Annotated in this window: 20 protein-coding genes; 18 read left to right on the forward strand and 2 right to left on the reverse strand. The window is 51.6% G+C overall.

What is annotated here, in order from left to right:
- Positions 1 to 2: 2 nt before the first annotated feature.
- The 15 genes from ACSV5M_RS10960 (at position 3) to ACSV5M_RS11030 (ending at position 16,822) form a co-directional block, all read left to right on the forward strand.
- A complete protein-coding gene (locus ACSV5M_RS10960; protein ID WP_439176233.1) occupies positions 3 to 2,054 on the forward strand; it encodes a ubiquinol-cytochrome c reductase in 2,052 nt (683 codons plus the stop codon).
- A gap of 84 nt (positions 2,055 to 2,138) precedes the next feature.
- Positions 2,139 to 2,777 (forward strand): glutathione S-transferase N-terminal domain-containing protein, encoded by a 639-nt coding sequence (locus ACSV5M_RS10965; protein ID WP_439176234.1) that lies wholly within the window; start codon positions 2,139 to 2,141, stop codon positions 2,775 to 2,777.
- A gap of 63 nt (positions 2,778 to 2,840) precedes the next feature.
- Positions 2,841 to 3,248 carry a ClpXP protease specificity-enhancing factor gene (locus ACSV5M_RS10970; RefSeq protein ID WP_439176235.1) on the forward strand — a complete coding sequence of 136 codons (408 nt, stop codon included), beginning with the start codon at positions 2,841 to 2,843 and terminating at the stop codon, positions 3,246 to 3,248.
- 234 nt (positions 3,249 to 3,482) lie between these two features.
- The gene (locus ACSV5M_RS10975; RefSeq protein ID WP_439176236.1) at positions 3,483 to 4,100 is read left to right on the forward strand and encodes a Yip1 family protein; all 618 of its coding nucleotides are present in this window, start codon (positions 3,483 to 3,485) and stop codon (positions 4,098 to 4,100) included.
- Between the two features lie 218 nt (positions 4,101 to 4,318).
- On the forward strand, positions 4,319 to 5,290 hold the full coding sequence (locus ACSV5M_RS10980) for a PstS family phosphate ABC transporter substrate-binding protein (RefSeq protein WP_439176237.1): 972 nt from the start codon (positions 4,319 to 4,321) through the stop codon (positions 5,288 to 5,290).
- A gap of 205 nt (positions 5,291 to 5,495) precedes the next feature.
- The gene (locus ACSV5M_RS10985; protein WP_439176238.1) at positions 5,496 to 7,781 is read left to right on the forward strand and encodes an ABC transporter permease subunit; all 2,286 of its coding nucleotides are present in this window, start codon (positions 5,496 to 5,498) and stop codon (positions 7,779 to 7,781) included.
- Between the two features lie 17 nt (positions 7,782 to 7,798).
- On the forward strand, positions 7,799 to 9,487 hold the full coding sequence (gene pstA / locus ACSV5M_RS10990; protein WP_439176239.1) for a phosphate ABC transporter permease PstA: 1,689 nt from the start codon (positions 7,799 to 7,801) through the stop codon (positions 9,485 to 9,487).
- 139 nt (positions 9,488 to 9,626) lie between these two features.
- A complete protein-coding gene (gene pstB, locus ACSV5M_RS10995) occupies positions 9,627 to 10,397 on the forward strand; it encodes a phosphate ABC transporter ATP-binding protein PstB (RefSeq protein ID WP_439176335.1) in 771 nt (256 codons plus the stop codon).
- Between the two features lie 20 nt (positions 10,398 to 10,417).
- Positions 10,418 to 11,137 carry a phosphate signaling complex protein PhoU gene (gene phoU / locus ACSV5M_RS11000; protein ID WP_439176336.1) on the forward strand — a complete coding sequence of 240 codons (720 nt, stop codon included), beginning with the start codon at positions 10,418 to 10,420 and terminating at the stop codon, positions 11,135 to 11,137.
- Positions 11,138 to 11,359: 222 nt separating this feature from the next.
- On the forward strand, positions 11,360 to 12,073 hold the full coding sequence (locus ACSV5M_RS11005; RefSeq protein WP_439176240.1) for a FadR/GntR family transcriptional regulator: 714 nt from the start codon (positions 11,360 to 11,362) through the stop codon (positions 12,071 to 12,073).
- Positions 12,074 to 12,414: 341 nt separating this feature from the next.
- Positions 12,415 to 13,200: an SDR family NAD(P)-dependent oxidoreductase gene (locus ACSV5M_RS11010; protein ID WP_439176241.1), complete on the forward strand. Its 786-nt coding sequence runs from the start codon at positions 12,415 to 12,417 to the stop codon at positions 13,198 to 13,200.
- 104 nt (positions 13,201 to 13,304) lie between these two features.
- Positions 13,305 to 14,870 carry a sodium/sugar symporter gene (locus ACSV5M_RS11015; protein WP_439176242.1) on the forward strand — a complete coding sequence of 522 codons (1,566 nt, stop codon included), beginning with the start codon at positions 13,305 to 13,307 and terminating at the stop codon, positions 14,868 to 14,870.
- A 57-nt stretch (positions 14,871 to 14,927) separates the two neighbouring features.
- Positions 14,928 to 15,815: an SMP-30/gluconolactonase/LRE family protein gene (locus tag ACSV5M_RS11020; protein ID WP_439176243.1), complete on the forward strand. Its 888-nt coding sequence runs from the start codon at positions 14,928 to 14,930 to the stop codon at positions 15,813 to 15,815.
- Between the two features lie 86 nt (positions 15,816 to 15,901).
- Positions 15,902 to 16,303, forward strand: a complete 402-nt coding sequence (locus tag ACSV5M_RS11025; protein WP_439176244.1) for an FHA domain-containing protein — start codon at positions 15,902 to 15,904, stop codon at positions 16,301 to 16,303.
- Positions 16,304 to 16,339: 36 nt separating this feature from the next.
- Positions 16,340 to 16,822, forward strand: coding sequence for a GNAT family N-acetyltransferase (locus ACSV5M_RS11030; RefSeq protein ID WP_439176245.1), 483 nt, complete (start codon positions 16,340 to 16,342; stop codon positions 16,820 to 16,822).
- 6 nt (positions 16,823 to 16,828) lie between these two features.
- Here ACSV5M_RS11030 and ACSV5M_RS11035 read toward each other — a convergent pair whose 3' ends face one another.
- Positions 16,829 to 17,791, reverse strand: coding sequence for an AEC family transporter (locus ACSV5M_RS11035; protein WP_439176246.1), 963 nt, complete (start codon positions 17,789 to 17,791; stop codon positions 16,829 to 16,831).
- Between the two features lie 125 nt (positions 17,792 to 17,916).
- Between ACSV5M_RS11035 and ACSV5M_RS11040 the strand changes: the two genes are divergently transcribed.
- Together ACSV5M_RS11040 and ACSV5M_RS11045 are read left to right on the forward strand one after the other, a co-directional pair.
- Positions 17,917 to 18,738: a helix-turn-helix domain-containing protein gene (locus tag ACSV5M_RS11040; RefSeq protein WP_439176247.1), complete on the forward strand. Its 822-nt coding sequence runs from the start codon at positions 17,917 to 17,919 to the stop codon at positions 18,736 to 18,738.
- A gap of 46 nt (positions 18,739 to 18,784) precedes the next feature.
- Positions 18,785 to 19,240: a carboxymuconolactone decarboxylase family protein gene (locus tag ACSV5M_RS11045; RefSeq protein ID WP_439176248.1), complete on the forward strand. Its 456-nt coding sequence runs from the start codon at positions 18,785 to 18,787 to the stop codon at positions 19,238 to 19,240.
- A gap of 189 nt (positions 19,241 to 19,429) precedes the next feature.
- On the opposite strand, the gene uxaC is transcribed toward ACSV5M_RS11045, so the two are convergent.
- Positions 19,430 to 20,845 carry a glucuronate isomerase gene (gene uxaC, locus ACSV5M_RS11050; protein ID WP_439176249.1) on the reverse strand — a complete coding sequence of 472 codons (1,416 nt, stop codon included), beginning with the start codon at positions 20,843 to 20,845 and terminating at the stop codon, positions 19,430 to 19,432.
- A 506-nt stretch (positions 20,846 to 21,351) separates the two neighbouring features.
- On the opposite strand from uxaC, the gene ACSV5M_RS11055 reads away from it, so the two are divergent.
- Positions 21,352 to 22,590 (forward strand): glycosyl hydrolase, encoded by a 1,239-nt coding sequence (locus tag ACSV5M_RS11055; RefSeq protein WP_439176250.1) that lies wholly within the window; start codon positions 21,352 to 21,354, stop codon positions 22,588 to 22,590.
- The last annotated feature ends 30 nt before the right edge of the window (positions 22,591 to 22,620 follow it).

Raw genomic sequence — 22,620 nt, forward strand, 5'->3', positions numbered from 1 at the left:
GAATGAATTGGTTGACTGGATTGTGGCAGTGGGTTGATAAGCGCTTACCTGTGCAGCGTGCATGGGACACCCACATGGGCAAATACTATGCCCCTAAAAACTTTAATTTCTGGTATTTCTTTGGCGTATTGTCGCTGTTGGTATTGGTCAATCAGTTGGTGACCGGCATCTGGCTCACCATGAGTTATACCCCTACCGCTGAAGGTGCTTTTGCTTCTGTTGAATACATCATGCGCGATGTCGATTACGGCTGGCTACTGCGCTACATGCATTCCACCGGCGCGTCGGCTTTCTTCGTTGTGGTTTATCTGCACATGTTCCGCGGCTTGATGTACGGCTCCTATAAGGCGCCACGTGAGCTGGTATGGATCTTCGGTATGACCATCTATCTGGTGCTCATGGCTGAAGCTTTCATGGGTTACGTCTTGCCTTGGGGGCAAATGTCTTATTGGGGTGCCCAGGTAATCGTCTCCTTATTCGGCGCGATTCCTGTAGTGGGTAATGACCTGGTGGAGTGGATTCGCGGTGATTATCTGATTTCCGGTATTACGCTGAACCGTTTCTTCGCGCTTCACGTTGTCGCCATGCCGATCGTATTGCTTGCCTTGGTGGTGTTGCACTTGCTGGCACTTCACGAAGTGGGTTCCAACAACCCTGACGGGGTTGAAATCAAGAAAAACAAAGATGAGAACGGTATTCCGCGCGATGGTGTTCCCTTCCACCCGTTCTATACAGTTCACGACCTGGTTGGTATCACGGTTTTCCTGTTTGTTTTCTGTTTTGTTCTCTTCTTTATGCCAGAGATGGGCGGGTTCTTCCTGGAGTACGCCAACTTTGAAGAAGCTAACAATCTCAAGACGCCTCCACACATTGCACCGGTCTGGTATTTCACCCCCTTCTACGCCATCCTGCGCGCCGTGACCTTTGACATTGGCCCGCTGGATTCCAAGTTCCTCGGACTTGTGGCGATGGGTGCGGCGATTGCCATCCTGTTTGTGCTGCCCTGGTTGGATAAGAGCCCGGTCAAGTCCATTCGCTATAAAGGAACTTTTAGCCGCATTGCTCTCCTGGTCTTTGCTGCTTCTTTCGTGATCCTGGGTTACTTGGGTGTGAAGTCGCCGACGCCCGGTCGTACCTTCCTGGCGCAGGTTTGTACCATTCTCTACTTTGCCTATTTTATCGGTATGCCATTCTGGACCCGGCGCGAGAAAACCTTGCCCGAGCCGACCCGCGTGCAAAGCAAAGGCTTGCCGCTGTCTATGGTCTTGGGTGGTTTAGCGCTTTTTGTTGTGTTGGTGATTGTGCCGATCAAGGCGGTGGGAGCAGAGAGTGAATTCAAATGCGGCACCATCGAATGTGATGTGATGGAGCCGGATTTATCCAATAAAGAGTCCCTGCAACGTGGTGCGAAGTATTTCGTAAACTATTGCATGGGGTGCCATGCGGCCAAATTCTCCCGCTACGAACGAGTAGCGGATGATCTGGGTATCCCCCATGAGCTTATGGTGGATAACATGATTTTTACCGATCAACGCATCGGCGAATTAATGAATATCGCTATGCGTCCGGCTCAGGCTAAAACCTGGTTTGGTGTTGTGCCGCCAGACCTTTCTCTGGTTGCCCGTGCCCGCTCACCCGAATGGCTATACACCTACCTCCGTAACTTCTATAAAGACGATACCCGTCCCTGGGGCGTAAATAACCGCGTGTTCCCTAACGTGGGTATGCCGCATGTGATGATCGGTGCTCAAGGTTTACTTGAATGTGGCCCGGGCCCCAAATTAGCAGCCGGTGGTGGTGTGTTGCGTGATAATCTTGGCAATCCTGAAATGGATGAGCATTGCGGAGCGCTTACAGAAGGTTTGATAAAAGGTACTATGACGGGAGAGGAGTTTGATCGCGCCACCTACGATCTGGTGAATTTCCTGGAGTATCTGGGTGAGCCGGCTGCCATGCAGCGTGAACGTATGGGCGTGTTCGTACTCTTGTTCCTGGCCGTTCTGTTTGTCTTCACCTACTTACTGAATCGTGAGTACTGGAAAGGTATTCACTAAGGTTTGGTCAGGTAGCGCGTTGCTGCGGGCGGTACTCTTACCGCCCGTTTTCGTTTTAAGGTTGAGGTTATTGAGGTGCAATCCATGGGAGTGGTCAGTAAACGCTCAGTCATGACGTTGTTTTCCGATGCGCGGGATCATTACAGTCATCGCGTACGGATCGTATTGGCGGAAAAAGGCGTCACTGTAGAAGTGGTGGATGTTGATCCAAAACACAAGCCCGAGGAGTTGGCTGATCTAAATCCCTATAATACCTTGCCAACATTGGTTGATCGGGATGATTTATCGCTCTATGAATCCAAAGTGATCATGGAATACATTGATGAGCGTTTTCCCCATCCCCCGTTGCTACCGGTTTACCCCGTAGCGCGAGCAAAAAGTCGTCTGTGGATGTACCGTTTGGAGCGTGACTGGTCGCCTTTGGTTGATACCATTCTGGGCAGTAAAAACAAGGAACATATTGCCCGGGCGCGCAAAGAGCTAAAAGAAAGTTTTGTCGGTATTGCCCCAATTTTTTCCGAGAAACCGTTCTTTATGAGCGATGATTTTACGATCGTAGATTGCTGCCTTGGTCCTATTCTCTGGCGCCTGTCACTGATGGAAATTGAACTGCCCAAGACGCGACAAACTCAACCTCTCCTGAATTATATGGAACGGTTGTTTGAGCGCGACGCGTTTCAAGCCAGCCTGACAGAGCCGGAGCGAGAGATGTTCAAGGCTTGAGTGCCTAGCCTCTGAACCTGGCAGCCCGCACTAAACGATACGTAACAATGGAGTGAGTCATCCATGTCCATGACATCCAGTCGGCCTTACATGATCCGTGCGTTGTATGAATGGATAGTCGACAACAATTGCACGCCCTATATTCTGGTAGACGCCCATGTTCAAGGTGTCGAGGTGCCTCAGCAATACGTGAATAAAGATGGCCAGATTATTTTAAATATTGCGCCATCGGCACTGAAAGATCTGTTTATTGGACTGGAAGCTATTTCATTCAGCGCCCGGTTCGGCGGTGTGCCGTTTGACTTGTTTATTCCTTGTGGCGCTGTGTTAGGTATATACGCTCGGGAAAATGGTCAGGGGATGATGTTTGAAGCAGAATCCAATACCCGTCCCCCATCGCCACCCGAACCGACACCGGTGGGCGGTGGTGATCCCTCTCAAAAACGCCCCAGTTTGCGCGTTGTTAAATGAGCCGTGTTACCAAGGCCAACAATGATGTGGCCTTATTGTTACTAATCGTTAACTGCTGCTCATTGGCTTCAGTATTGTTGATCTAAATGAAATAGCACTTAGACCTAAGTGCTATTTATTAGAACTATTGTTGATTACCGCTTTTCTAATATCTCGATAACTTCTTTGTAGGCCTCAAATAACTGGCTGATACTAAAGACGTTCTAATAAAAATGAATTATCTGGAGTATTTTTATGGCGATGTTGCAGCATACCCTCGGTGTCTTTATTAATCCTGACCGTGAATGGCAAAGAATTCGCAATGAGCGTCACTCATTCATTCGCGTATTTCTGGTTCACACACCTTTGTTGGCATTGATTCCTGTCATCGCGGCCTATTTCGGTGTGACGCAGATCGGCTGGAGCGTGGGGAATGGCGGCGTGGTCAAACTCACTGCCCAAAGCGCTTTATGGTTATGTGTGGGTGCCTATGTGGCACAGTTGGCAGCGGTTTATATTTTGGGTGAATACATCAATTGGATGTCGCGCAGCTTCGGTGTTGCCGATGATGCCAGCCAGCGTCACTATGAAGGTACTGCCTTGGCCGTGTATTCATCGGCGCCCATGATGTTGGCGGGTATCATCTTGCTTTATCCCCAGTTGTGGGTTGTTGCCAGCGTGTTTATTGTGGCGGCCTGTTATTCGGTTTACCTGATCTATGAAGGTATTCCGATCCTGATGAACATCCCTAAAGAACGCGGCTTTATTTATGCCAGCTCGGTTATCACGGTGGGTCTGGTGTTGGCAGTAGTTGTGTTGGTGGCAACAGTTATTGTGTGGGGTTCGGGTTTCGGGCCGGTCTACACTAACTGATTCATGTTCCAGAGTGGTGATCTGAAACGGGTGGCTTAGGCCGCCCGTTTTTCATTGGGTATTCACAAAATTGACATGTGACGTTTTTATGAAACAAATTTGGCTTGGTCACATAACTGTAACAAAGCATCGTTAGAGTGCATCGCAGGGTCGAGATATCTCACCTGCTAACAGACGAGTTTTTAAGTCTTTTGTCCAAATAAATTCAGGAGCGCTCAATGAACGCCAAGAAATTTTTAACAGGACTGGCTTTGGTCGGTTCTATGGCTTGTGCAGCAGTGGTGCAAGCAGCGGTTGATCCGGATCTGCCCGAATACAAGGCAATTTCCGGCGTATCCGGTAATGTTAACAGTATCGGTTCCGATACCTTGAATAATCTGATGACGCTGTGGGCAGAAGAGTACGCCAAGTTTTATCCCAACGTGAACATCCAGATTCAGGGTGCCGGCTCCTCTACTGCGCCACCAGCCCTGACTGAAGGTACTTCTAACTTTGGCCCGATGAGCCGTGAGATGAAGTCTTCCGAGATTGAAGCGTTTGAAGCCAAGCATGGTTACAAGCCTACGGCTGTTCCGGTTGCGATCGACGTACTGGCGGTATATGTCAACAAAGACAACCCCATTAAAGGTTTGACGATTGCCCAAGCGGATGCCATTTTCTCCGCAACGCGCAAATGTGGTTACGACAAAAATATTACCCGTTGGGGTGAATTGGGTTTGACTGGTGCCTGGGCGAATCGTGATTTCACAATCTACAGTCGTAACGCTGTATCTGGCACTTATGGATACTTTAAAGATGTAGCTCTGTGTGGTGGCGATTACAAGGCAAGCATTAACGAGCAGCCTGGTTCAGCCTCTGTGGTACAAGGTGTATCAGAATCTATCAACGGTATTGGTTACTCAGGTATCGGCTACATCACCTCCGGCGTGCGCGCTGTTCCTATGGCTGCAAAAGACGGCGATGAGTTTTCTCCTCCGGACGCTGAGCACGCGCTGGATGGTTCTTACCCGCTGTCCCGGACGCTGTTTGTTTACATCAACAAACATCCCAATCGTAAACTTGATCCGCTACAAGCTGAGTTCCTGAAGATGGTACTTTCCAGGCAGGGTCAGGAAGTCGTGGTGCGGGATGGTTACATTCCTTTGCCGGCGGCCGTATCTGCCAAGGCAATGAAAGACCTGCAACTGTGATTCCCGATGGTTCATGGTTGAACGAAACCGCTGGCATATGCCGGCGGTTTTTGTTTGTGAGTGATAAGGCGATCACCACTGGTAATTAAATTGAAACATTTTTGTAGTATTACGCTTTTGTAACAAAAGTGTCATTTTCGGTTGTTAGGATTCTCACGCCATCAGACAGGCGCCCAGAAATTTTCTTGCCCGGGACTTTTTGATCATGTCAGAGCTACTCTCCACCGCAGAGCAGGCCCCCACCAGCCTGATGCCAGATGCACAACAACGGGCACGTTTGCGTAAAGTTCGCAATATTCGCGACGCTGTGTCGCGTTACGGTGTGGCCGCTGCCGGTATGGCAGTTGTCGGTGCATTAGGACTTATCTTCCTCTATCTGTTTTCTGAAGTTTTCCCCCTACTGCGCAGCAGTTCGGTGGATGTCACTAAAACCTACACCTCATCCGCGTCTACTCCCGCAGATCGAACTGCCCATTTGATTTTGGAGCGTTACGAAGAAATCGGAGCCAGCTTTAATCAGCAGGGCAGCGTCAATTTTTTCCGAGCCGATGACGGTGCTGTGATCCTGACCGAAACCATGCCGGTGCCGGAACAGGCAGAGCTCACGGCTATCGGAACCGGCACCGCAGCAGACGGTTTGGTTGTGTACGGTTTTTCCAATGGCCAGATTGGTGTTGCGAAGCCGGAATACGCACTGAGTTATCCGAATGATAAGCGCCTGGTGACCCCCGGCCTGGGATACCCGTTGGGGGAACAACCAATAGTCTTGGACGAGCAGGGTGCTGCGTTACGCCAGCTCGCGATTCAGCAAGGTTCAAACGCGGTGTACGTCGTCGCAGCGACCGAAGATAAAAGATTATTGCTGGGTGTCTTTTCCGCACGCACAAGCATCCTGGGTGTGACACGGGTGACGCAAAATATCTATCCGCTTCCCGCCTTGCCGGGGGGCGCATCAGCAACAGCGATTCAGGTAGGCAGGACCGGTCAGCATCTGGTTGTTGCTGATGACCGGGCCAACCTCTATCTATTTGATATTTCCAAACCTGGGAATGTCCAACTCGGCGAAACGGTACCGACTGAGCGGGGTCAGGTTACCGCAATGCAGTTTTTGATCGGTACCGGCTCTCTCGCTATAGGCACTGATACCGGTCATGTCAGCCAGTGGTTTTTGGTACGCGACGCGGACAACCTCTATCACCTAAAACCCGTAAGAGATTTTGAATCACTTCCCGGCAAGATCACGACGATTACCCCCGAACATAATCGTCGCGGCTTCTGGGTAGGTGATGACCGGGGAACGGTGGGCGCTTACTACGGAACATCATCCCGTACGTTACTGGTTGAGCCACTTGCCGATAGCGCCATCCAGCATCTGGCGATCTCTCCCATCAACGGCCGTCTGCTGGCCATGGATGACAAGCAACAGGTGTTGGTTGCGGATGTCTGGAACAAACACCCGGAGATCTCCTTCAGCTCCCTGTGGCAAAAAGTCTGGTACGAAGGTCGCTCGGAGCCCGAATACATTTGGCAGGCCTCTTCAGGCAGCGATGCGTCGGAAGCCAAGATGAGCCTGGTTCCTCTTTCGATAGGGACTATCAAGGCCGCCATATTTGCCATGCTATTTGCGATCCCGCTGGGCATTATGGGTGCGATCTACAGCGCCTATTTCATGACCCCGAAGTTGCGTGGCTACGTCAAACCCACCATTGAAATTATGGAAGCCCTGCCTACCGTTATTTTAGGTTTCCTTGCGGGTTTATGGCTCGCACCCTTTATTGAAAACCACCTCCCGGCCACCTTCAGCATTCTTATTCTGATGCCCCTCATGATGCTGATCGTGGCGTTTATCTGGAGCCGTTTACCGGCGGCCATTCGCACCTGGATTCCGGATGGATGGGAAGCGGTCATTCTGGTTATTCCGATACTGCTGACCGGTTGGGCCTGCGTGGCGGCCAGCCCTCATGTGGAAGTGTTGTTGTTTGACGGCAGCATGCGTCAATGGTTTACCGACAACGGCATTACCTACGATCAACGCAATGCGATGGTGGTGGGGATCGCAATGGGGTTTGCGGTTATTCCAACCATCTTTTCCATCGCGGAAGATGCATTATTTAACGTGCCGCGTCACTTGACCCAAGGTTCCCTGGCTCTGGGCGCCACTCGCTGGCAAACCATGGTGGGTGTTGTTCTGCCCACGGCCAGTCCCGGTATTTTTTCGGCGGTGATGATGGGCTTCGGCCGCGCCGTGGGTGAAACCATGATTGTATTAATGGCCACGGGTAATAGCCCTATCGTCAACTTCAATATCTTTGAGGGTATGCGGACCTTGTCGGCCAATATTGCGGTGGAGTTGCCTGAAACTGCCGTCGGCAGCAGCCACTTCCGGGTGTTGTTCCTTGCTGCCCTGGCCCTGCTTGCACTGACCTTCATTGTGAACACCCTTGCTGAAATTGTGCGTCAGCGTTTGCGTAAACGTTACAGCAGCCTGTGATGTCTGGAGAGATGACTATGAAAACCAAATCAAACAGCATCACCAGTTGGTACAAAAGCGGAGCACCCTGGATCTGGTTAAACGGCGGCGCCGTTGCGCTCTCCATGGTCATGGTGATCGGGTTGTTAGCCTTGATTGCGGTGCGCGGCTTCGGCCACTTCTGGCCCGCTGATATCCTCCATACCAGCATTGTGGACCGTGAAGGCAATCGCTATGCGGTGATGGGCGAGGCGGTGCGCAATGAAGTGATTCCGGCCGCGGTCGCACGGGATAACGGGTACACCGTGCCCGACAATGTGGAATTGGTAACGCGTCACCTGATCAAACAGGGCAACCGCGATGTTAGCTCGCGAGACTTTATGTGGTACCTCGAAACCGGCATGGACGAGTGGGAATATCCCGATGCGGCAATTGTGATCGAGCGTCGCGAGTGGGGAAATTATTACGGTTTTCCGGTGGAAATTCGTGAAGACGGTAAAACGGTCAGCCGTTATGGTGCAAATGATTTTTGGGAGGAGCTGGCTGCACGAGCTAAGCGCAGTGTGACCTTGTTTGCCGAATTGCGGCACATTGAGAAAGTCGACATTGGGCGTATCAACAATGGATTGGAGCGTTTGCGTTTACGGGAGCGGCGGTTGCAATTGGATGGCGTCAGTGGCGAAGCTCTGGCCAACGCGCAGGCGGAGATTGCTGAGCGGCGGGCCGAATTGGATGCACAATACCTGACGATCAAAGCCGAGCGTGATGAAGTGCTGGCGCGCACCAAACGCGATCAGTTGCTGACGACCACGGCAGACGGCAAAGAAGTCGTCATACCCTTTGAAAAAATTGTGCGAATCACCCGGCCAAATGACATGGGTGTGATCGCCAAAAGCGGTCAGTACCTGGAACGCTTTTGGGAGTTTTTGACTGACGAGCCGCGCGAGGCAAACACCGAAGGCGGTATTTTCCCTGCAATCTTTGGTACGGTAACCATGGTGATCGTCATGTCCATCATGGTGACGCCGTTTGGGGTACTGGCGGCGATTTACCTGCGCGAATATGCTCGCCAGGGCACAGTGCTGCGGCTGATCCGTATCTCGGTCTACAACCTCGCGGGTGTACCGTCCATTGTGTACGGTGTGTTCGGCCTTGGCTTTTTTGTGTACTTCCTCGGGGGCAACATTGATCAACTGTTCTATCCCGAATCCTTGCCCGCACCGACCTTCGGAACCCCGGGATTGTTTTGGGCTTCATTAACCCTGGCATTGCTCACCTTGCCGGTGGTCATTGTGTCAACCGAGGAAGGTCTGGCGCGTATCCCCAGTACCATTCGTCAGGGTAGCCTGGCATTGGGTGCTACCAAAGCGGAAACCCTATGGAAAGTTGTTGTACCCCTTGCAACGCCAGCGATGATGACCGGTTTGATCCTGGCTATCGCACGCGCAGCGGGAGAAGTCGCACCACTGATGTTGGTGGGTGTGGTGAAGTTGGCGCCGACCTTGCCGGTCGACGGCAATTACCCCTACTTGCATCTCGATCAAAAAATCATGCATTTGGGTTTTCATGTGTATGACGTTGGTTTTCAAAGCCCCAGTGTCGAAGCAGCGCGCCCGTTGGTTTACGCCACGTCCCTGGTCCTGGTGATGTTGATCGTCATCCTGAATATCGCAGCCATCAAAATCCGGAACAATCTGCGTGAAAAATATCGCAGCGCGTCCGATTGATAAGCGGAGCACAATCATGCTAGAAACGTCCGAATTGGAAATTACCTCGTCCACCGCTAACCAACCGGCTGAGCGGACTCGGCCTGATACCACCATTAATATGGCCAACACCCGACCTCACTCACAGGCAAACACGACTATGTCATTGACTGATGAAACCATCAAACTGGAAGTTAAAAACCTGAATTTGTACTACGATCAAAAGCGGGCATTGAATGATGTCAGCCTGGCCATTCCAGAAAAAAAGGTGACGGCTTTTATCGGTCCATCAGGTTGTGGAAAATCCACGCTATTGCGCTGCTTCAATCGCATGAATGATCTGGTTGATAGCTGCCGCATTGAAGGCGAGATTCTGATGGGTGGAAAAAACATCTATGCTAAAGATGTGGATGTCCCTGAATTACGCCGTCAGGTGGGCATGGTGTTTCAAAAGCCTAATCCATTTCCCAAATCCATCTACGAAAATGTGGCTTACGGATTGCGTCTGCAAGGCGTTAAATCCAAGCGCATTCTCGATACCGTGGTGGAAAATTCATTGCGCGGTGCTGCATTGTGGGAAGAAGTGAAAGATCGTTTACACGATAATGCTTTCGGCTTATCCGGTGGTCAGCAGCAGCGTCTGGTTATTGCGCGTGCCATTGCAATTGAGCCGGAAGTTATTCTGCTGGATGAGCCTGCATCAGCACTGGACCCGATTTCCACATTAAAAATCGAAGAATTAATTTACGAACTGAAGAACAAATACACCATTGTTATTGTGACCCACAATATGCAACAGGCGGCACGGGTTTCGGATTTTACAGCCTTTATGTATATGGGTGACCTGGTGGAACATGGGGCAACGGATGCGCTCTTTACCAATCCGGTGAAGAAACAAACTGAAGATTACATTACCGGTCGTTACGGTTAAGGCGGAGACACAAGATGGTTATGGACATCACCAGTCATACTCACCATATTTCCCAGCAATACAACATCGAGCTGGACGATATCAGAAAGCATTTGTCGGAGATGGGCGGCATGGCCCAGCGGCAGGTGAATGATGCTATCCAGGCGTTGATTGATGCGGATCTGGAAAAAGCAGAACAGGTTGTGCGCGGCGATAAGGGCGTCAACCAGATGGAGATTTCCATCGACGAAGAATGCGTGCGCATTCTGGCGCGTCGCCAACCGGCAGCCAGTGATTTGCGTCTGGTGATTGCGGTAACCAAAGCGATCACCGATCTTGAGCGCATCGGCGATGAAGCCAGCAAGATCGCTCGCCAGGCCATCGCATTAAATCGCGATGGTGTGGCGCCGCGCGGTTATGTGGAAGTGCGTCATATCGGCGGCCATGTATCGCGGATGTTGCAGGACGCACTGGATTCGTTCGCGCGGCTGGATATGGACATGGCGCTGCACGTTGTGCAGACCGACAAGGTGGTCGATATGGAATACGGCACCGCCATGCGCGAGATGATCACGTTTATGATTGAAGATCCGCGCAGCATTACGCGCGTATTAAACATCATGTGGTCGCTGCGCGCGCTGGAGCGCATCGGCGACCACGCGCGTAATCTGGCCCAATATGTCATTTACCTGATCAAGGGGCAGGATGTTCGCCACACCAGCCTGGATGACATTGCCGAACAAATCCAGGACTCTGAATAAGTCGTGTGATTTTGCGTGATCGGATCGGGTGAATTCCCGGTCCGGTCCGCCCATCTCGGTTATAACTTTTTCCACTCCTGTGACCTTGAACAAGGCGCCAGGCTTGCCTTGCTGTCGTTTAGCTCTTCATAATGTGGTCGTTTTTTCCTCGATCATGTAGCTATCCTTGGCTACTACCTGCGGATATAATGCACATACATAATATTAATAGGCTAAAAGACCATGTTAGATGCCGGGCGTAATCTTACTTACCAACTCACCCACCAATTAGGCGCTGCCATTATTCAGGGGCAATACGCTGTCGATAAAACCTTTCCCACGGAAGCCGAGTTATCCCAGCAATTTAATATCAGCCGCAGCGTAACCCGTGAAGCGGTAAAGATGTTGACCGCCAAAGGGCTGATCGCATCCCGCCCGCGTCAAGGCATCCGGGTAATGCCCAGCACCCATTGGAATATGTTTGATCCCGATGTGTTGACCTGGACGCTGAACTCCCGACCCTCGCTGGAACTTCTGAAAGAATTCACCCAGTTGCGCCTGGCGATTGAACCGGAAGCGGCTGCCCTGGCCGCAGAGAATTGTCAGGATGAAGACCGGATTAAACCCATAGGCGTTGCCCTGGCGCGTATGAAAAGTGCCGATGAAGGCAAAGATGATCCCCTAGAAGCGGATATCGATTTCCACTGTTCGATCCTCGCCGCCAGCAACAACCGGTTTTTCTTCCAATTGCGCGATTTCATCCAGGTCGCACTGCGGGTAAGTATTGCGAGCACCAATCAATTAAAAGGGGTGCTCAATGCCAACTACGACGATCACAAGAAGATCTACGATGCGATCTGCGCGGGCAAACCCGACGCGGCTAACGCTGCAGTCCGTTCACTGCTGGTAGAGGCCCAGCAGTTGATCAACAACTCTATCAATAGCCGTAAATCCTGAGGTACCTCACGTTTCCGCCATAAAGACAGGGCCTTGGTCAAGGAATCACTTACCTTGAACCCGCGCCCTGAATTCTGGCAGGATGCGCTCCCTTTGTCGGAAGGACTCGCGCAGCACCCGAAGTGCCTATGGTAAAGTCGTGCCGGTCCGCTATGCTCCCCTGCAGTGCACGGGAGCCTGGAAGATGGTTGTCGGAGATATAAATGATGCACAGGGGAACATAGGTAAAATGGCGCCAGTCTCACAGGACACAGCGCCGGGGTTAACCGGTTCCTCCACTGGATTGAAACCCCGGTTTCAGCCAAGCCAGCGGCGACTGAACGTCGCGGGAGTTTAATGACATGTACAGCTATTCGACCCATCAGGGCTATACGCGCTATGCCAGCCTGGCATCGCGCAAGGTATTTATTACCGGTGGTGCCAGCGGTATAGGTGCCAGTCTGGTGGAAGCCTTTGCCGTACAGGATGCCGCGGTAGCCTTTGTGGATATTGATCAGCAAGCCGCCGATACACTGTGTGATGAGATCGAGGCCAAGGGGCTCAAGCGCCCTTGGTTTATGCGATGTGATGTCAGTGATATTGCCGCGCTACGTTCCAGTATTGCCGCAGTGCAACAGGCACTCGGGGACATAACCGTTCTGATTAACAACGCGGCTGATGACCAACGTTACGACGTGCGTACTCTGACAGAGCAACAGTGGCTGGACGGCCTGGCGGTAAACTTGCATCCGGCGTTTTTTGCGGCACAAGCCGTGCAGCCCATGATGATTGCCCAGGGTGGTGGGGCGATCCTGAACATCAGTTCAATCAATACCCAGTTCGGTCCGCCGAACCTGGCCAGTTATATCACCGCCAAAGCCGGTATGTTGGGTATCACCAAAGCGCTGGCCACGGATTTTGGCGGAGATAATATTCGCGTGAATTCGATCTTGCCCGGCTGGGTCGCAACACCCAAACAACTGGAAAAATGGTTGACGCCGGAGCAGGAACACGAATGGATGAAGCGGGTGTGCCTGAAAAAACGTCTCGGTGCGCACGACGTCGCCAAGATGGCGTTGTTTCTTGCTTCAGATGATGCCGCGATGATCACCTCCCAACAATTTGTAGTTGATGGCGGTCGCGCTTAAAAATTTATAAAAAAGAAAGGATGCACCAGTATCCGAGCAATAACGAGGCAAGGGAAATAAAAAAATACACAGTGATGTCAACAAACAACTAACGAGGAAAAGACGTGAATCTGAATTCGCTTGATATGGCGGTGTTTTGCCTTTATGGCATCGCACTGGTCTTTATTGCCTGGTGGGTATCCCGCGAAAAAGCCGGCCATCAAAAAAATGCTGAAGATTATTTTCTTGCCGGTAAGTCTCTCCCTTGGTGGGCAATCGGTGCCTCGCTGATTGCGGCCAATATTTCTGCTGAACAAATTATCGGTATGTCCGGCTCGGGATTTGCCATCGGTATGGCAATCGCTTCCTATGAGTGGATGGCCGCGATTACCCTGATTATTGTCGGCAAATATTTTCTGCCAATCTTCCTTGCTAAAGGCATCTATACCATGCCGCAATTCCTGGAGGATCGTTATGATCATCGCGTGCGCATTATTATGGCGGTGTTTTGGCTCGGTGTTTATATACTGGTCAACCTGACCTCCATTCTCTGGCTGGGCGCCTTGGCTATTAATGCGATTACCGGTTTTGATATGGTTTATGGGCTCGTTTTTCTGGCAGTCTTTTCAATTGGCTACTCCATATACGGCGGCATGAAAGCGGTTGCCCTGACCGATATTATCCAGGTGGTGTTGCTGGTATTCGGTGGGTTTTTAGTGTCCTATCTTGCGCTGGATAAAATTGCAGAGGGTAACGGTGCGTGGCAAGGTTTCTCGATTTTACTCGCTGAGATGCCTGAGAAATTTGACATGATTCTGGATGAATCCAACCCCAACTATGTGAGTTTACCCGGACTGTCTGTACTGCTTGGTGGAATGTGGGTGATGAATTTTTCTTACTGGGGCTTCAACCAATACATTACTCAACGTGCATTGGCGGCGAAAAGTCTTGCGGAAGCGCAGAAAGGGATCGCATTTGCGGCATACCTGAAACTGCTCATGCCGATTATTGTAGTTGTTCCAGGCATTGCTGCAGCTATGCTGGCACCTGATCTTTCCAAACCTGACCAGGCGTATCCGGAAATGATGAAACTTGTTCCGCATGGATTGCTTGGCATTACATTCGCAGCATTGGTCGCCGCTATTGCTTCATCGCTGGGTTCCATGACGAACAGTATTTCGACTATTTTCACCATGGATATCTATAAACAAATGATTAATCCAAATGCCTCCGATAAGAAAACGGTTCTGATTGGTCGCTCGGTTGCGTTGCTCTCCATGATTATTGCTGTCGTTGTTGCCAAGCCGTTATTGGGCAATCTGGATCAAGCATTTCAATATATCCAGGAATTTACCGGCTTTTTCACGCCGGGGATTGTCGTGATATTCCTGTTAGGCTTCTTTTGGAAAAAAGCAACTGCCTCATCAGCGTTAGCGGCGGCGCTCGGATCCTTTATTCTCTCTACTTTATTTTATTTCCTTTGGCCTGAGCTACCTTTTATGGACCGTGTTGGTCTCGTCTTTATTCTGTGCGCGGCATTGGCCATCGCCATCAGCTTGCTTACCGATGGTAAGGATCAGGAAAAAGCTGTTGATTTACAGGGTATAGAATTTAAAACCAAAACATCTTTCAATATTGCAACTGTGGGCGTAATTATGATTCTCATCGCCCTTTATGTTGCCTGGTGGTAATCCCATACGCCCCTTTCGAGGGGCGTTTCTGTAGTACTTATAATATCCTGGTAACTCATGTCCCGGTTTCAGCTGCTCGATAAAATTGTTTGCGAAAATATTCTCGGTGAGGGGGTTCAGTGGAACCAGCACGACCAAAGTGTGTGGTGGACGGACATTCATGCCGCAACATTGTATCGCTATGCGCCTGCTGAAAAAAAACTGGAGCAGTGGACGACGCCGGAGCCGGTGGGTAGTTTTGCGTTTGTTGAAGGTGATTCGCGATTGTTGCTCGCGCTCGCATCCGGGTTTGCATGGTTTGATCTGACTTCCGGGCGGTGTGATTGGATCGCACGGCCCGAGCTGGCATTACCCGGCAATCGTTTCAATGATGGCAGGGTAGACCGTCAAGGGCGGTTCTGGGCGGGTACCACCGTGGAACAGCAATTATCGGATGATCAGGCCGCGGCGCTTTATTGTCTTGACCGGCAGCAAGGCGTGACCCGACACCTGGAGGGTTTGCGCATTTCCAATGCCCTGTGTTGGAGTCCGGATGCGTGCAAGCTATATCACGCTGATTCACCGAATTACCAGATAGATGTCTATGATTTTGATGCGCAGCAGGGGCAGCTCAGTAATAAAAAAATCTTTGCAAAAGTACCGCCCGGTATTGAGCCGGATGGTGCTTGTGTTGATGCCGAAGGTTACCTGTGGAATGCGCAGTGGGGCGGTGGCCGCGTTGTGCGTTATTCGCCCGATGGCGAGGTTGACCGCATCCTGAATTTACCGATTACGCAGCCAACCTGTGTGGCACTTGGTGGCCCTGAGATGAACTGGCTTTTTATTACCAGCGCGCGCAAGGGGCTCAATAGTTCACAGTTGTCTGTCCAGCCGCACGCCGGTGCTTTGTTTATTTACCAGACTGATGTGTGCGGATTGCCAGAAGCCTGGTATCGGCCCGAGTGAGTTCTGGTCCCTTGTAATATTCGGTCTGGCAGGGTAGTGTTTCCGGCGAAACCCTGCTAACCGACAAGACCTTGGAGAAGCGTGTTATGGAATCCACTGTGCTGAATACGGATTATCCGGAGTCGGACAAAATTGTATTGGAGCTTTACTATCACGGTTTTCCGGTGATGGTTTCTCCCGAAGAGACACCCTTCGAAATCGGACGCAACGACACCAGTGCCGGCCTGTCAGTCAGTTCTGAATTTGCATCGCGCAAACACTGTGCTGTCGAATTTCATGGCGGCAAATTTATGTTGCGTGATTTCAGCCGCAACGGCACCTTTATTCAACTGTCCCTGTCACAAAGTTTTCGCATCCAGAATGAGTCCACACCATTAATTGGCAACGGCTGCTTTAAGCTGGGCGCTGCGATCAACAGCGATGGTGATGATGGCGAGCGCATTCTCTTTAAAATTAAAACCCGCGCCGCACGCGCGCCAAGTACGTGATACCAGCACCTTCCGACATCGATCAGGCGCCGTGTTATGACCCCTGACGTTTTTCTCGCCGACTACGCCAACCCCCGGCACGCGCGCGACATCGTGGCATTGTTGGATCACTACGCGCGTGACCCGATGGGCGGCGGCGAGCCGCTGGATGACGCGGTAGCGCAATCCATTGTGGATAAACTTGCCGAGCGATCCTTTGCATTTACCGTGTTGTGTTATCTGGATGGCCAGGCAGTGGGCCTGGTCAATTGTTTTGAAAGTTTTTCTACCTTTAAGGCACGCCCTTTAGTCAATATCCACGATATTGTTGTAAGGCAGGATTATCGCGGCCGTCACCTCAGTCATGCCATGCTGACCTACGTTGAACGTATCGCGCGGCAAAAAGATTGCTGCAAAATTACGCTCGAAGTATTGGAAGGCAACACCGCCGCACAAGCGGCGTATAAAAAATTCGGCTTTGCGAGCTATGAACTGGACCCGCAGATGGGTAAAGCATTGTTTTGGCAAAAATGGCTGTAGCCGGTTTTACACCAAGCCTGACCACTGCAACAACCATAACCCCGCTGTTACGCTGATCATCGCCATTAACGTCGTTTGCACAATGATATTCGCTGCCAGTTTTCCGTTACCGCCCATGGCTTGCACCATCACAAAACTGACCGTGGCGGATGGCGAGGCGGCGAGTAAAAAAATAATGGCGAGACTTTCTCCGCGTGTTCCCAAACCGATGGCGATAGCGCAGGCGAGTAAAGGCGAAAGAATTAATTTCCACAAGGTCGCCATAAAAGCGGCCTGATCAATACGCCGCAATTGTTTCAAATCCAGCGCACCACCGATACAGATTAATGCAAGCGGCAAGACCATTTGACCAAGGTAATTGGCGCTGTCGAGGATCACACTCGGCAAGCCGACACCGAGGCCATTGAACGCAAAGCCTGCCACAATTGCCAGAATTAACGGATTGCGCAGGATGCCGCGCCAGGTCTTGTGCCAGGTTTTTCCGTTGCCTTGATTGAGGCTGCGGTTCAGGGTGTAAACCGATAACAAGTTGTACAGCACGACGGTCATGGCCACGGGTAGCGCCGCAATGGCCAAGCCTTGCTCGCCGTAAGCGTTGGCACAAAATGCCAGGCCGGTGATAACCAGGTTGCCGCGAAACGCTCCCTGGACAAACACACCTTCATCGCGTGTTTGCTGCACGTGCCAGCGCGCGGTCAATTGCGTTAAGGTAAAGACGGTTAATGTCATCAGGCCCATGGCCACTAATAAATTCAAATCAGCCAACCGAGAGAAATCGGTGGCTGCACTGCTGGTGAATAACAGCGTGGGCAAGCCCAGGTTAAACACCAGTTTGGATGCGGTATCGATAAACTCTTCGGTGATCATCCGCAGGCGCTTTAACGCCATGCCGATCAGTACCATAAGAAAAATCGGTGCCGTGACGGAAAAGGCGAAACTGAATGTGCTGATAGCCGACGCGTCTGACACTGTTCCTCCAATGGATGGGTGAGTTCGATAGGTTCAGCTTACGCTGTTCGCCAGCTGGCACTATAATCAAATCTTGTTTCTGTGACAGATAATCTGTAACGGCTGTTCATCTCTAACAGGTGAGTATGCACCCTCCGGTTTTTGAGCCTTCGGCGGACATCTTTATCGGCAACCTCGGGCATCTGGGGTTTCAACGATTTATGCCGCATGTCGCACTGCGTCCCTGGGTGCAGTGCTATTGGGCAATACGATCCCGCCTTACGGCGCAAGGTTCTACCGAAACCCTGTATCCGGACGGCGGCACCAATATCAATTTTTACTTTACGCCGGATCAGGAACCCCGCCTTTCTTTTTACACCCGCCAGATCCTTAACCGGGTTCACCTCAGTGGTGAGCAGGATTGTCTGGGTATTCGTTTTCGCCCCGGCGGTGCTGCGCAATTGTTGGGTATATCGATGCCGGAATGGATCGGCAGAGAATTTTCTGCTCTCGATCTCGGATTCCATCCGCTACACGAATTGCAAAAGCGCCTCGGCGATTTGTCCACAACGCAGCAGCGCATAACGCTTGTTGAACAATGGCTGCTGGCCCGGATGGAACAATGTTCAGCACAGCCGGGTGTGTTGCAATACCTGTTACCTAAATTGATATATGGCGCTGATTCAATAGAAACTGTGTGCGAGCAAATCGCCATGAGCCGCCGCAAACTGGAGCGCAAATTTCATGAAGAAGTAGGGCTGTCACCGGGGCAGATCAAACAGTTTGGTCGCATCAAGCTGGCGCGCAAACTCATCAGTGATCAACCGCATGTCTCCCTGGTAGACGTCGCTCATCATGTTGGCTTTTATGACCAGGCCCATTTTATTCGCCAATTTCAAAAGTTAACGGGCCTGACCCCAGGCCAGTACCGCAAGAAAAAGTTGTCGCAAAAGTACAATCCTCGCTGAGCTGCCACGGGCATCATGATGTCTCTACCCAATCAAGGAGACTGTCATGAAAGAACGTTTAACCCCCGCTCGTGTTTACGAATTACAACCGGCTCTGCTGAAATCCCTCGCGGTATTTGACCAGGCAGTTCGCAGCGGTCTGGAGCCCAGGCTTTTACATCTGGTAAAAATACGCACCTCGCAGATCAATGGCTGTGCATTTTGCCAACACATGCACGCCGCTGAAGCACGCCACGATGACGAGCAACAAGAGCGTTTGGACGTGGTTGCTTCATGGGCAGAAGTCGGTGTGTTTTCGGAACGGGAGCAGGCTGCATTGCGCTGGGCTGAAACACTGGCGCGCTTGTCACAACACGCTGTTCACGATGAAGATTACGAGGCGGTAGCGGCGCATTTTAATGAGCAGGAATTGGTGAATCTGACAGGTATGATTATGGCGATTAATGCCTGGAATCGCTTGGCGATCGGGTTTCGTTTCCAACCGAAGTTTAAAGCGCTTTAGTGAAACGCTAAAAGAAGCTGAAAAATTCGACGCTTGCGCTAACTGAGTTTGGCGTTAGGCTTTTGGTTTCGAAACCCTCAATTCAGGGATGAATTGAGGGAGCTACAGGGATGTATTCATGCGTTTTCGAAACCAAAAGCCTAATGACAAACGGATTACGGAGTACCTTTCCTCGTTAAGCTGCCCACATTATTCCGGCACAACAAACGGAAAATATTCCTTCGCATTATTAAAGCTGATATCGCTGATCATCTTGCCGACCATCCTGGTATCGTTGGGCACTAAACCTTTAGCCATATCGCGCCCCAGGATTCCGCATAGAATGCGACGGAAATATTCGTGGCGTGAATAGCTGAGGAAGCTGCGGCTGTCGGTCAGCATACCGACGAAACGGCTCAGTAAGCCGAGTTGACTTAAAGCTTCAATCTGACGCGTCATGCCGTCCATTTGATCGAGGAACCACCAGCCACTGCCGAACTGGATCTTGCCAGCGGCAGAGCCGTCCTGGAAGTTGCCGATCATGGTGCCGATCATTTCGTTGTCGCGCGGGTTCAGGTTGTACAGGATGGTTTTGGCCAGACGGTTTTCACTGTCGAGCCGGCCGAGGAATTTGGCCAGGGGTTTGGCGTAGTTGTGGTCGCCAATGGAATCGAAACCGGTGTCCGGGCCCAGGGTGCGGAACAGGCGCGGATTGTTGTTGCGAATCGCACCGATGTGGAATTGTTGTACCCAACCTTTGGCGTGATCCTGTAGCGCAAATTCCACCATCATGGCGGATTGGAATTTTTCAATTTCCTCTGCATTTAATTCACTGCCGCCGCGCACTTTGGCAAAAATGGCTTTGATTTCCGCTTCGGTGTAATCCGCCGCGTAAACGGTTTCCAGGCCGTGGTCAGACAGGCGGCAACCGTTTGCGTGGAAGTAATCGTGACGTTTGTTAAGCGCCGTCATCAGGTCATCAAAGGTGCTGATCTGGGTGTCGCTGACGTTGGCTAAACGATCCAGGTAGGCGTTGTAATCTGTTGCACTTTCCACCGCCATGGCGCGGTCTGGGCGCCAGGTCGGCAACATCGCGCTGCCAAAGGTTTTATCGGCGGCAACTGCTTTGTGGTGGGCGAGGTCGTGGATCGGGTCGTCGGTGGTGCACACCAGTTTAACCTTGGCCTGGGTCATCAAGCCGCGCGCGCTGAATTCCGGTGTCGCAAGCATTTCGTTACACTCGTCCCAGGTGCGTTTTGCCGTGGATTTATCGAGCAGGCGATCGGTGATGCCGAAAGGCTTGCGCAGCTCCAGATGGGTCCAGTGATACAACGGATTGCGCAAGGTGTAAGGCACCGTCTCGCACCACTTTTCAAATTTTTCCCAGTCGCTGGCATCACCGGTGCAGTAGCGTTCGTCGACTCCGTTGGAGCGCATGGCGCGCCATTTGTAATGGTCGCCGGCCAGCCAGACTTCATAGAGGTTTTTAAATTGTTTGTTATTACCGACCTGCTCCGGGTGGAGGTGACAGTGGTAATCAATGATGGGTAAGTCTTTCGCGTAGTCGTGATAGAGCACACGCGCCTGCTCGGTATCGAGCAAGAAATCGTCATGAATAAAGCTCATTCTCTCAGTTCCTCACAATATACCTGTGCTCTAGCCACGCAAGCCTGCTGGATATAACACCGTATAAGTCGATTTAGGAATCGTGCCAATAGTTTGCCACTACATCATTCGCCAATACGTCACTTCGGCTTTTTTATAACCGGAAGTGAATTATTGCTGAAGGGGTTTATCTGCCAGGATATTAATAAACCTCAACATGCACCTCTCAACGTGCATTTCAACGAACATTTCACAAACTACAGGTGATTCCATGGTTGATTTTTATACGTCGGCGCTGGAAAGTCGCTGACGCAGGTTAGGCCAGTTTGCAGCCTGTTCCCCTATTCTTGTCATTATGTAACCCGCCTGTTAAAACGCGTGCAGGCGGTATCGCTGCTATGCTGCAGCTAGTGTACCAGTCTACCTTGTGACGCGAAAAATACCAACCGCCCCCGGTTCGAGCATTAGATTCAAGCGGGCGCGGATTATAAGGGATGTGCTGCAATTTCCTATAACAAGAGGTAAAAATGAAACGATTACTCTGTGTCCTGACCGCATTATTTGTGCTGGGCTGCCAACTCAAGACGCCCCCGGAAACATCAGAAACCACGCGTCCGCACCCGGTTGTGGTCAAATTGGTAAATAACAACGCAACCCCTGAGACCCGTTCGCTGTTTGCGTTTATGCGTGCACAGGCCGGACGATCAATTATGTTCGGTCACCAGCATGAAACCACCCAGGGGTTGACCATCCAGAAGGCGGATGGCAGCGAATCGGATACCGTGAATGCGGTGGGAGATTTTGCGGCGGTATACGGCTGGGATACTTTATCGATTATTGCACCCAAGCCGGAAGGTGACATTGTTGAGCCGGTTAAAAAAGCTTACGCGCGCGGCGGCATCATTACGGTCAGCACGCATCCCGATAATCCCCTCACTGATGCCCAGAAAAACCCGGGTAATTGGCCAGTGGGTACTTCCTGGGATAAAACGCCGGCCGTTGTCGCCTCGTTACCGGGTGGCGAGGCTCACGCGACCTACGTGGGGTATCTCGACCAGGTGGCTGAGTGGGCCCATAACCTGCGCGCGGATGACGGTACCCTGATTCCCGTGATTTTTCGCATCCTGCACGAAAATACCGGCAGCTGGTTCTGGTGGGGCGCGGAGCAGTCTACACCGGAGCAATACAAGGCGCTGTACCGGTTTACCGTGGAATATCTGCGTGATACCAAGGGTGTGAATAATTTCCTGTTTGCCTATTCACCCAATAACTTCCCGGAAGCGACAGAGGCACAATACCTGGAGCGTTACCCGGGCGATGCCTGGGTTGATGTATTGGGTTTTGACACCTACGGGCCGGTTGCCGATAACGCGGACTGGCTTGCCAATGTGGTAGCCAATGCTGCGCTGGTCGTGCGGATGGCGGAAGCGCGCGGTAAGGTGGCGGCTATTTCCGAGATTGGCATCCGGGCGCCGGATATCGAAGCGGGTAAGTTCGACAACCAGTGGTACCGCAAGCTGATCAGTGGGCTCAAGGCCGATCCCGAGGCACGCCGTGTCGCTTTCCTGCTGGTGTGGCGCAATGCGCCCCAAGGTGTTCCAGGACCGGAAGGCCAGCCGGTGCCTCACTACTGGGTTCCTACCAATCGAATGGAGAATGTCAGCAACGGTACCCTGGCAGATTTCCAGGCCTTTTATGCCGATGACTTTACCGCGTTCAACCGCGATATTTCCGGGGTTTATGCTATTCCTACCCGGGCGCAATAAACACTGGTGCATGAAGGTGATACGGCGCTG

Source organism: Cellvibrio sp. ARAG 10.3, assembly GCF_051846955.1.
Classification (GTDB): Bacteria; Pseudomonadota; Gammaproteobacteria; order Pseudomonadales; family Cellvibrionaceae; genus Cellvibrio.